The sequence below is a fragment of the Pedococcus sp. NPDC057267 genome, assembly GCF_042668795.1.
Taxonomy (GTDB): domain Bacteria; phylum Actinomycetota; class Actinomycetes; order Actinomycetales; family Dermatophilaceae; genus Pedococcus.
This window is the reverse complement of the sequence record NZ_JBHUYG010000122.1, coordinates 1-10,469: the sequence shown is the minus strand read 5'-3', so window position 1 is coordinate 10,469 and position 10,469 is coordinate 1. Positions and strand designations below refer to the sequence as shown.

The window sequence follows — 10,469 nt, the reverse complement described above, 5'->3', positions numbered from 1 at the left end:
GCCCCCGGCCGCAGCAGCGACCGGGGGCGGTGCGCGTGGGCGGCCGTCGGACGGGTCCGGCGCCGCGTCGCACGCGTGGGGCGGCCGTCGGACGGGGCCGCCGGTCGATGAGAGGATGGCGCGCGTGATCGATCAGCTCTGGGAATGGATCGCCGTCGCGGTCGTACTGCTCGTCGTCCTCGCCGGGGGCCTCGTCGGCCTCACCCGCGGGCGGGGCGGGCGAACCAAGGAGGCGCCACGCGGCACGCAGCCGTCGGGCGACGTGCTGCCGGGTGTCGGGGACGACGCCGAGCCGCCCCGCGACGCGCCGAAGCGGACGGTGCAGGACGCCGGGTCGGTCGACACCCTCCCGGTGCCCGAGGACACCCTCGTCGAGCCGCCTCCGACCCCCACGGTCGAGCGCCCGGCCGAGGTCGCCGGCCGCCTGACGCGCCTGCGCGCCCGCCTGGCCCGCTCCAACAGCGCCCTCGGCCAGGGCCTGCTCGCCCTGCTGTCCCGCGGCCGTCTCGACGAGGAGGCCTGGGAGGAGGTCGAGGACACCCTCATCGGCTCCGACCTCGGCGTCGAGGCCACCACCGAGCTCGTCGACAGCCTGCGCTCGCGGGTCAAGGTCGAGGGCACCACCGACGAGGCCACGGTGCGCGCCTGGCTGCGCGAGGACCTGCTGCGCCTGGTCGACCCCACGATGGACCGCAGCGTCGCCAGCTCCCGCGTCGCCGAGCGGCCGGCCGTCGTCCTCGTCGTGGGCGTCAACGGCACCGGCAAGACCACCACCGTGGGCAAGCTCGCCCGCGTGCTCGTCGCCGAGGACAAGGATGTCGTCCTCGGCGCTGCCGACACCTTCCGTGCCGCCGCGGCGGACCAGCTCGAGACCTGGGGCAGCCGCGTCGGCGTCCCGACCGTGCGCTCCGACCGCGAGGGCGCCGACCCGGCGGCGGTCGCGTTCGACGCGGTCAAGGCGGGCACCGAGATGGAGGCCGACGTCGTGCTCGTCGACACGGCCGGACGGCTGCACAACAAGGTCGGGCTCATGGACGAGCTCGGCAAGGTCAAGCGCGTCATCGAGAAGCAGAGCCCCATCGACGAGGTCCTGCTCGTCCTCGACGCCACCACCGGCCAGAACGGCCTGCGGCAGGCGGAGGTCTTCGCCCAGGTCGTCGACGTGACCGGAATCGTCCTGACCAAGCTCGACGGCACCGCCAAGGGCGGCATCGTCGTCTCGGTGCAGCGCAAGCTCGGGGTGCCGGTGAAGCTCGTCGGCCTCGGCGAGGGCCCGGACGACCTCGCGCCGTTCGACCCCGAGGCGTTCGTCGACGCCATCGTCGGCTGACCGCGCCCGGCCGGCGTCAAGCCGGCGTCAGGCCCGGCGAGGGTCCCGCAGGACCTGCGGCGGTGCGAACTGGCCGACGACCTCGCGGTGCCACCAGGCGCCGGTGCCACGGCGCTCGGCCCACGTGGTGAACCGGTACCGGTACAGCGTGGCCCGGACCACCGCCGGCGGCCCGTCCGGGAACGGGTTGTGCCGCAGCAGCCGCAGCGTGGTGCGGTCGCCCTCGAGCAGGCGCTGGAGCAGCCTCGGGAACCACGGCTCGGCATACCGGGGCGAGATGGCGGCGAACCACAGGAGCCAGTCGAGGCGCAGGTGGTACGGCGCCCACTGGCGCGGCAGCCGGCGCACGGCTCCCGGCTTGCCCCTGAACTCGTACTCGAGCCACGGCGAGCCGCTCGGCGCCGCGGAGCCCTCGACCACGACCTCGTAGCGCGTCCGCGTCACGCTGCCGAACGCACCGTAGGTGTTGACGAGGTGGAGCACGTCGAAGGAGGCGTTCATGGCCTGGTCCCTCGACACCAGGTTCAGCGCGGGCCGACGGCTGAGGACGAGCACCAGCACCACGAGCGCCAGGCAGGCGACCACCCACCACAGCGGCGTCCCGGTCGCGCCCGGGTCGGGCCGCAAGGGCAGGAGGTGCCGCCAGAACGAGTCCGGGACGACCGCGACGCCCAGGACGATGGCGCTCCAGTTGAGCCACGCGAAGTTGCCACTGAGCACCAGCCACAGCTGGGTCACGACCATGACGACTGCGCACCAGCCGGCGACCGGCTGCGGCAGGAAGAGCCCGACCGGCAGGACGAGCTGGGTGACGTGGTTCGCCGCGACCTCGACCTTGTGCAGGGGCCGGGGCAGGTGGTGGAACCACCACGACAGCGGTCCGGGCATGGGCTGGGTCTCGTGGTGGTAGTACAGGCAGGTCAGGTCGCGCCAGCAGGCGTCACCGCGCCACTTGATCAGGCCCGCCCCGAACTCCAGCCGGAACAGCACCCACCTCAGGGCCACGAGGACGGGCAGGGGAGGAGCCGTGCCGGCGTTGCCCAGGAAGACCGCGAGGAACCCGACCTCGAGCAGCAGCGACTCCCACCCGAACCCGTACCAGCGCTGACCCACGTTCACGATCGACAGGTAGAGCCCCCACAGGACGAGCCAGACCGCCATCGACAGCGGCAGGGGCAGACGTTCGGTGAGGCCGACGACGGTCAGGGCGGCCAGCCCCACGCCGGTCCAGGCGACCGCGGCGAACAGGCCGTCGGAGTAGCGCCAGTGGAACAGGCTGGGGGAGCGGCGGAACGGCACCCGCGCGACGAAGGCGGGGACCGGGAGCAGGCCGTGGCTGCCGAGCAGCGCCCGGAACTGCAGGGCAGCGGCGAGGAAGGCCACGAGGTACAGCCCACCCAGCCCGCGCTGGAACAGCAGGCGCGAGACCCGGTAGCCCTCAGCGGCGAACCAGTCCACGGCGCACCGGCTCAGCCCGCCCGCCAGCCCGGCGACCGCAGGGTGTTCCGGTCCGGGACCATCCCACCATGATGGCCTACCCTGACCGCGTGGCGACCGGGGTGGACGAACGGGTGGAGGTGCGCGAGCGCGAGCCCGTGCAGCGCCTCGGCCGCGCCGCGAAGGCCTGGCGGGCGGTGGTCGTCCTGCTGCTCGCGGCCGGCTTCTGCGCCGGCTCGCTCGTCGGTGACGACGACTGGTGGCCGTTCTCGCCGTGGCGCATGTTCTCGACCTCCCAGGCCCCGTCGGGCTCGGTCTGGTCGACCGGCATCGAGGTGCAGACCGCGGCGGACCCGGGTCGGTGGCAGCCGGCGCCGCTCACCCCGGAGAACACGGGGCTGAACCGAGCGGAGGTCGAGGGCCGCATCCCGCAGATCGAGGCCGACCCGGCGCGGCTGGGCACGCTCGCCGCCAGCCACGCACGGCTGCGGCCCGACGCCCCCGCGTGGACGGCCCTGCGCGTGGTCCGCCGGCTCATCGTCGTCGTCGACCGCAAGCCGACCGGGGAGGTGCGCACCGAGGTGCTGGCGCAGTGGAGCGCGCGGTGACCGCCGTGCGCCGGCTGCAGGGCTGGCTGTTCCAGCCCATGCCCGTGGCGCGGGTCGCGGTGCTGCGGCTGCTCGTCTTCGCCTTCGTCGTCGTCGACGTCCTCCTCCTGCACACCTCCGGCTGGTACCACGGCTGGGCCGACCCGGTCTGGTACGAGCCGCTCGTGCTCGGCAAGGCCCTGCACCTGCCCGCGGCCACGGTGCTGCTCGTCCAGGTCCTCAAGTGGGGCTGCGTCGTCGCCGCCCTCGCCGCGATGAGCGGGCGGGCCCCGCGCCTCCTCGGGTGGACCGTGGCGGTCGCCTGGACGTGGTACCAGTACGTCGCCTTCTCCTACGGCAAGGTCGACCACGACCGGGCCGACTTCGTCGTCGCCCTGGTGCTGCTGCCCACGGTGGGGCTGGCGCACCTGTCGGACCGCCGCCGCTCCGAGGCAGCCGGCTTCGCGCTGCGGTCCGCGCAGCTGGCCGCCATCGCGACCTACTTCCTCTCCGCCTGGGCCAAGGTCCGGTTCGGCGGCTGGGAGTGGGTCAACTCGGCGACCATGGTGCGGGCCGTCGTCCGCCGCGGGACCCCGATGGCCCAGTGGCTGCTCGAGGTGCCGTGGACGCTGCACTGGTTCCAGTGGGTGCTGTTCACCGCCGAGCTCACCTCGCCGGTCATCTTCGTGCTCTCCGAGCGGTGGCGCCGCCGGGTCGTGGCCGCGTGGTTCGTCTTCCACGCCATGACGTACGCCGCCATCACCATCGCGTTCTGGCCGCACCTCGTGATGATGCTGGCCTTCCTGCCGCTGGAGCGGTATGCCGCGTCGCTGCGGGCCAGGGCCGGCGACCGCTGGCGCGGGCGGCTGCCCGCACGACTCGTGGGGGAGCGCCCGTGACCGCGCCGGACCGGGACGCCCTCGGGCGGGACGAGCCGGACCACGCGGGCGGTGCCGGGGCGCCCCGGCACGCCGCGGGCGCGGAGGAGCTGCCCTCGGCGGTGCTCGCGGAGGCGCAGGCGCCGCTGCCCGACGGCGTCACGGCATACCACCGGGCGCTCCTGGAGGCGGCGCAGGAGCACGACGTGATCCGCATGGACCACCTCGTGTTCGGGTGGTCGCAGGCGCGCGGCGTCCTGCGGCCCGAGGGGCCCGAGGAGCTGTCGCGGTGGGCGGTGCTGGACCGCCGGCTGGGGCAGGTCCTGCTGGGTGCCGGCCACCCGGCCGCCGCGCAGGTGCTGGCCGAGTCGGTGGAGGCGGCGGCAGCGGCGGGCGACACGCTGGAGGAGATCCGCAGCAGGATGGCCTTCGTGCCGGTGGAGCTCGGCGTCGGCGACGAGCAGGCGTTGCAGCGAGGCCTGGGGTACGTCGAGCAGCTGCTGGCCATGGACGAGCCCGGGCACGCCGCCGGCGGGCTCATGGGTCTGGCGCACGTCGCCCCCGAGGACATGGCGCCGACGCTGCTGCTGCGGGCGTCGCACTTCTACGAGCAGGACGGCGACGCCGGCTGGGCGGCCGAGGCGGCCACCCTCGCCGTCCGCGCGATGGTGGCCGTCGACGACCCGCGCACCGACGACACCCTGGCCCGGGCCCGCGCCCTGGTCGAGGCGCACCCGACCGTTGAGCTGCGTATCTCCCTTGCCGAGCTCGAGGCCCTCGTGCTGTGGCGCGGCGGCGACCCGGACACCGCGACGGTCCTGCTGCAGGAGGCCATCGGCGCCGCCGAGCGCACCGGGCGTCCCGTGCCGCCGGACCTGCGGATCCTGCTGTGCGACATCCTCGTCGAGTCGGGCCGCCTCGAGGGCCTGCGGGAGCCCGCGCAGGCCCTGGTGGAGCTGGCGCGGCTGGTGGGGGACGACGAGCTCGCCTCGATGGGGGAGCGCTACCTGGCACTCGCGCCCGACCGGGGGGCCTGAGGACCCGGTCGGCGTCGGCGGCCCTCGGTAGGGTCGGCCCATGAGCCTCAGCGAGCACCGCACCGCGTTCCTGGAGTCCGTCGCCATCGCCCGCGACCTCGCCGGTTCGACCGCGGTCCGCGACGCGTGGGTGCGTGAGAGCGCGTGCGCCGGGATGAGCGTGGGCGGGCTGGCGCACCACCTGCTCAACCAGGGGGTCACCGTCGCCCGCGGGCTGTCCGCCGAGCCCAGTGGCGAGGTCATCCCGGTGCTGGATCACTATCGCCGTGCGCCCTGGGTGGCGGCGTCCCGCGCCGGGCAGGTCGATCCTGCCCAGAACGTCCGCGACGACGAGGCGGCCGAGGCGGGCCCGGACGCGGTCCTGGCCACCGTGGCCGGGCACACCGACAGGCTGGCCGAGCTGCTCGCCACGCCGCGCGAGCCCGACACGATCTTCATCCCGTGGCAGGGCTGGTCGCTCACGACCGACGACTTCCTCACGACCCGGATGATGGAGATGCTCGTCCACGCCGACGACCTGGCGGCGAGCGTGGGGGTCGAGACACCGCAGTTCCCCGAGGGGGCCGTGGTGCCGGTCGTGGGCCTGCTGGCTGCGGTCGCCGCCGACCGGCACGGCGCCACCGCGGTGGTGCGGGCACTGAGCCGTCCGCAGCGCTCGCAGGGCCAGGTGTCGGCGTTCTGACCAGTCCTTGACCGGCGGCATACCAGCCGCGAAACGTATTTCTTACGCCGGTGACCCTTCGCTAACACGGCCGTAACAAAGCCCGGCACGACACGAAACCGGCGCCCGCCACAGTTTCCTGCCATGAGCGCAATCACCTTCGTGGCGGCCGACACGCCGTTCACCGACAGCGGGAACACCGCGTGGGTCCTCGCCGCGGCGGCCCTCGTGCTGTTCATGACCCCCGGCCTCGCCCTCTTCTACGGAGGCATGGTCCGGACCAAGAGCGTCCTCAACATGATGATGATGAGCTTCATCAGCATGGGGACGGTCGGCACGGTCTGGATCCTGTGGGGCTACAGCGAGTCCTTCGGGCCGGACGTGGGCGGGGGCCTCATCGGCAACCCCTTCACCCACTTCGGCCTCAAGGGCGTCCTCGACCAGATCTACGGCTTCGTCCCCGCCGACGCCGCCAAGGGCGTCGCAGCGGCGGGCGGCATCCCGGCACCGGCGTTCGTGGCCTTCCAGGTCGTCTTCGCGATCATCGCGGTCGCCCTGGTCTCCGGCGCCATCGCCGACCGGGCCAAGTTCACCGCCTGGACCGTCTTCACGGTCGTGTGGGCGACGCTCGTCTACTTCCCGGCCGCCCACTGGGTGTTCGCCTTCAGCGGGTATGCCGCGGAGAAGGGCGGCTGGATCGCCAACAAGGCCGACGGCCTGCTGTTCGGCGGAGCCGGCGCGTACGACTTCGCCGGTGGCACGGCCATCCACATCAACGCCGGGGCGGCGGGCCTGGCGCTCGCGATCGTGCTCGGCAAGCGCATCGGCTTCGCCAAGGACCCGATGCGTCCGCACAACCTCACGCTGGTCATGATCGGCGCGGGCATCCTGTGGTTCGGCTGGTTCGGGTTCAACGCGGGCTCGGCCCTGGGCGCCGGCGCGCAGGCCGCTGGCGTCTGGGTCAACACCCTCGCCGCCACCTGCACCGCCATGCTCGGCTGGCTCATCACGGAGAAGCTGCGTGACGGTCACGCCACCTCCCTCGGTGCCGCCTCGGGCGTCGTCGCCGGCCTGGTCGCCATCACCCCGGCCTGTGCCACGGTCTCGCCGATCGGCGCCCTGGTCGTCGGCCTCGTCGCCGGTGTCGGCTGCGCCCTCGCAGTCGGCCTCAAGTTCAAGCTCGGCTTCGACGACAGCCTCGACGTGGTCGGCGTCCACCTCGTCGGTGGCCTCATCGGCACCCTGCTCATCGGCCTCCTCGCCACCAAGGGCAGCCCGACGGGTGCTGCCGGTCTCGCCGTCAACGAGGGCCTGTTCTACGGCGGCGGGTTCGCCCAGCTGTGGGCGCAGTTCCTCGGTGCGGCGACGGTCCTGGTCTTCTCCTTCGTGGTGACCTACGTCATCGGCCTGGCGATCCACAAGACCATCGGCTTCCGGGTTGCCGAGGCCGACGAGGTCTCCGGGGTCGACCTGAGCGAGCACGCCGAGTCCGCCTACGACATCACCGGGCACTCTGGTGGCAGGTTCGGGAGCGGGGCCACCATCGCCTCCCAGCCGGCCACGTCCAAGACCCACGAGGGGGCATCCGCATGAAGCTCGTCACCGCCATCATCAAGCCGCACCAGCTCGACGAGGTGAAGGAGGCCCTGGAGGCCTACGGGATCTCGGGCATGACCGTCAGCGAGGCGTCCGGCTACGGCCGCCAGCGCGGCCACAGCGAGGTCTACCGCGGTGCCGAGTACACCGTCGACTTCGTGCCGAAGGTGCGGGTCGAGGTCCTGGTCGACGACATGGACGCCGCCTCGGTGGCCGACGTCGTCCTCAAGGCCGCACAGACCGGCCGGATCGGCGACGGCAAGATCTGGACCGTCCCGGTCGACGACGTCATCCGTGTCCGCACCGGCGAGCGGGGCCCTGACGCCCTGTAGGACCGCCACGAGCAGGGGAGGTGCCCGGAGCCCAGGAGCCCCGGGCGCTTCCCCGTGTCGTGTGCGGCCGCCCGGCGGACCTAACACGGACGTAACACCAGTGCAGGCAACCGGAAACGTCGGCACGGCACCGTAGGAGCATGAGCGTGGAGCAGATCGACCTGGCGGCCCGCCGCCTCGACCTGGCCGGCGCGCGGGGGTTCGACGCGCCGGGGGCGGGCTCGGCCCGGCGCGAGGCGATCGCCACGATGACGCGCGAGTGGCTGGGGACGGTCTGGGCCCAGGCCCTCGACGGCCGGCCCACCGAGGGGATCGCGCTCGCGGCCGTGGGCAGCCTGGCCCGGGGGGACGCCGGCCCCCTCAGCGACCTCGACCTCGTCCTCCTGCACTACGGCCGGTCCCTGAGCGGGGAGGACCTGCGCGGTCTCGCCGACCGCGTCTGGTACCCGGTGTGGGACGCCGGCGTGAAGCTTGACCACTCGGTCCGCACGGTGAACCAGTGCCGCACGGTCGCCTCGGGTGACCTCACCGCAGCCGTCGGCCTGCTGGACCTGACCTGCGTCGCCGGGGACCCCGAGGTCGTGGCGGCCGCCCGCTCCACCGTCGCCCACGACTGGCGGGCGAACGCCCGGCGCCGGCTGCCCCAGCTGCTCGACGCGCTCAAGGCGCGGCACGCCCGGCACGGCGACCTCGCCCAGAGCATCGAGCCGGACCTCAAGGAGGCCCACGGCGGCCTGCGCGACATGACGGTGCTGGGGGCCCTGGTCGCGGCCTGGCTGACCGACCGCCCGCACGAGGGGGTGGACGAGGCGCACCGCGTGCTGCTCGACGTGCGCGACGCCGTCCACGTCGTGACGGGGCGTGGCCGCGACCGGCTCGGGCGCGAGGACCACGACGCCGTCGCCGCCCTCCTCGGTCACGCCGACGCCGACGACCTGCTCACGGCCGTCGCGAACGCGGGCCGCACCGTGGCCTACGCGCTCGACGGCACCGTGCGCCGCGCCGGGCAGTCCCAGCGGGCACGCACCCTGCGGGTCGGGCCGCGCCGGCCGCAGCTCAACCCGCTCGGCTTCGGCATGTTCGAGCACGACGGCGAGGTCGTCCTCGGACCGCGCAGCGCGCTCTCGACCGACCCGCTCCTGCCGCTGCGGGCCGCGGTCGTCGCCGCCCGCAACAACCTGCCCATCGCCCCCACCACCCTCGGCAACCTCGCCGCCCAGGCGCCGACCCTGCCCGAGCCGTGGCCGGAGATCGCCCGCGACCTGTTCGCCGACCTGCTGGCCACCGGCCCCGGGCTCATCGCCGTCTGGGAGGGTCTCGACCAGGCCGGCGTCGTCGACCGCTGGATCCCCGAGTGGGCGGCGGTCCGGTCGCGCCCGCAGCGCAACGCGGTGCACCGCCACACGGTCGACCGCCACCTCATCGAGACGGTGGTCCTCGCCGGCGGGCTGGTGCGGCAGGTCGGCCGCGCCGACCTGCTGCTGCTCGCGGCGCTCCTGCACGACATCGGCAAGCTGCCCGGTGCGCACGACCACTCCGCGACGGGGGCGCCGATCGCCCGGGCCGTCGCGACCCGCCTGGGCTACCGGGCCGCCGACGTCGCGGTCGTCGAGACGCTGGTGCGCGAGCACCTGACGCTCATCGACCTGGCCACCCGGCGCGACCACCAGGACCCGGGCACGGTCACCGCGGCCCGCGCGGCCGTCGGTGGGTCGCGGGACGTGTTCGACCTGCTGGTCGCGCTCACCGAGGCCGACGCCAGCGCGGCCGGCCCGCAGGCATGGACCGACTGGCGCGCCACCCTGCTGCGCCAGCTCGCCGAGGCCGCCCGCAGCGGCTGGGAGGAGGGGAGCGTGCCGCCACCGGCGCAGACCGTGACCGTCGACGCGTCCGATCTCGAGGCGGTCGCCGCGGGAGAGCCGCGCGTGGTCGTCCGTCCCCAGGGCGGGTCGTACCGGATCGACGTGTTCGACCGCGACCGGCTGGGTCTGTTCGCCGACACCGCAGGGCTGCTCGCAGCACACGGGCTCGTGGTCCGGACCGCGATCCTGCGCACCGTCGACGGCGTCGCGGCCAACGAGTGGCACGTCGAGAGCCCCAGCGGCGAGGCGCCGCAGGCCGACCGGATCGTGCGCGGCCTCGAGCGGCTCGCCACGGGCGACCGCGCCCCCTTGGGGCTGCTCGAGCGTCGCCGCCAGTTCGCCGCCCGACCGAGCGCGGAGTCGGGCACCGGGTCGCCCGGGCAGGCGAGGGCTCTCGTCGTCCCGCACGCCTCCGAGGACGCGACCGTGATCGAGGTGCGGGCGCAGGACCGGCCGGGCCTGCTGCACGACCTCGGCATCGGGTTCGCCAAGGCGGGCCTGTCCGTGCGCTCGGCCCACATCGCCACGTATGCCGGCCAGACCCTGGACACCTTCTACGTCACCGAGTTCGGTGGTCGGCTCCTCGCGCCCGCCACCGTGGCGCGGACCGTGGCCATGATCATCGACACCTGTGACGGCGCCGCTCCCGCCTGACCCCGCGCGCCCGGCGCCCCGGCATACCCGGACACGCCCGGACACGGCCCGGCGAGCTCCGCGGTCTTTGAGCGATCGCGGCGGTCCTGCCGCCG

At 74.2% G+C, this 10,469-nt stretch carries 9 protein-coding genes; 8 read left to right on the top strand and 1 reads right to left on the bottom strand.

Going from position 1 to position 10,469, the window contains the following annotated elements; translation table 11 throughout:
• Positions 1–115: 115 nt before the first annotated feature.
• Positions 116–1,330 (top strand): signal recognition particle-docking protein FtsY, encoded by a 1,215-nt coding sequence (ftsY, locus tag ACFUC1_RS18685; protein WP_379122501.1) that lies wholly within the window; start codon positions 116–118, stop codon positions 1,328–1,330.
• A gap of 27 nt (positions 1,331–1,357) precedes the next feature.
• On the opposite strand, the gene ACFUC1_RS18680 is transcribed toward ftsY, so the two are convergent.
• Positions 1,358–2,788 carry a lipase maturation factor family protein gene (locus tag ACFUC1_RS18680; RefSeq protein WP_379122499.1) on the bottom strand — a complete coding sequence of 477 codons (1,431 nt, stop codon included), beginning with the start codon at positions 2,786–2,788 and terminating at the stop codon, positions 1,358–1,360.
• An 89-nt stretch (positions 2,789–2,877) separates the two neighbouring features.
• On the opposite strand from ACFUC1_RS18680, the gene ACFUC1_RS18675 reads away from it, so the two are divergent.
• The 7 genes from ACFUC1_RS18675 to ACFUC1_RS18645 all read left to right on the top strand — a co-directional run bounded on the left by ACFUC1_RS18675 (position 2,878) and on the right by ACFUC1_RS18645 (position 10,374).
• Positions 2,878–3,375 carry a hypothetical protein gene (locus tag ACFUC1_RS18675; protein WP_379122497.1) on the top strand — a complete coding sequence of 166 codons (498 nt, stop codon included), beginning with the start codon at positions 2,878–2,880 and terminating at the stop codon, positions 3,373–3,375.
• On the top strand, positions 3,372–4,253 hold the full coding sequence (locus ACFUC1_RS18670) for a hypothetical protein (RefSeq protein ID WP_379122495.1): 882 nt from the start codon (positions 3,372–3,374) through the stop codon (positions 4,251–4,253). Before ACFUC1_RS18675 ends, ACFUC1_RS18670 begins: the two co-directional genes overlap by 4 nt.
• The gene (locus ACFUC1_RS18665) at positions 4,250–5,269 is read left to right on the top strand and encodes a hypothetical protein (RefSeq protein ID WP_379122493.1); all 1,020 of its coding nucleotides are present in this window, start codon (positions 4,250–4,252) and stop codon (positions 5,267–5,269) included. The genes ACFUC1_RS18670 and ACFUC1_RS18665 overlap by 4 nt, the downstream gene beginning before the upstream one ends.
• 40 nt (positions 5,270–5,309) lie before the next feature.
• Positions 5,310–5,951, top strand: a complete 642-nt coding sequence (locus ACFUC1_RS18660) for a maleylpyruvate isomerase N-terminal domain-containing protein (RefSeq protein WP_379122491.1) — start codon at positions 5,310–5,312, stop codon at positions 5,949–5,951.
• A 123-nt stretch (positions 5,952–6,074) separates the two neighbouring features.
• Positions 6,075–7,523, top strand: a complete 1,449-nt coding sequence (locus ACFUC1_RS18655) for an ammonium transporter (RefSeq protein ID WP_379122489.1) — start codon at positions 6,075–6,077, stop codon at positions 7,521–7,523.
• Positions 7,520–7,858: a P-II family nitrogen regulator gene (locus ACFUC1_RS18650; RefSeq protein WP_310155342.1), complete on the top strand. Its 339-nt coding sequence runs from the start codon at positions 7,520–7,522 to the stop codon at positions 7,856–7,858. The genes ACFUC1_RS18655 and ACFUC1_RS18650 overlap by 4 nt, the downstream gene beginning before the upstream one ends.
• A 140-nt stretch (positions 7,859–7,998) precedes the next feature.
• The gene (locus ACFUC1_RS18645) at positions 7,999–10,374 is read left to right on the top strand and encodes a [protein-PII] uridylyltransferase (RefSeq protein ID WP_379122486.1); all 2,376 of its coding nucleotides are present in this window, start codon (positions 7,999–8,001) and stop codon (positions 10,372–10,374) included.
• Positions 10,375–10,469 lie beyond the last annotated feature (95 nt).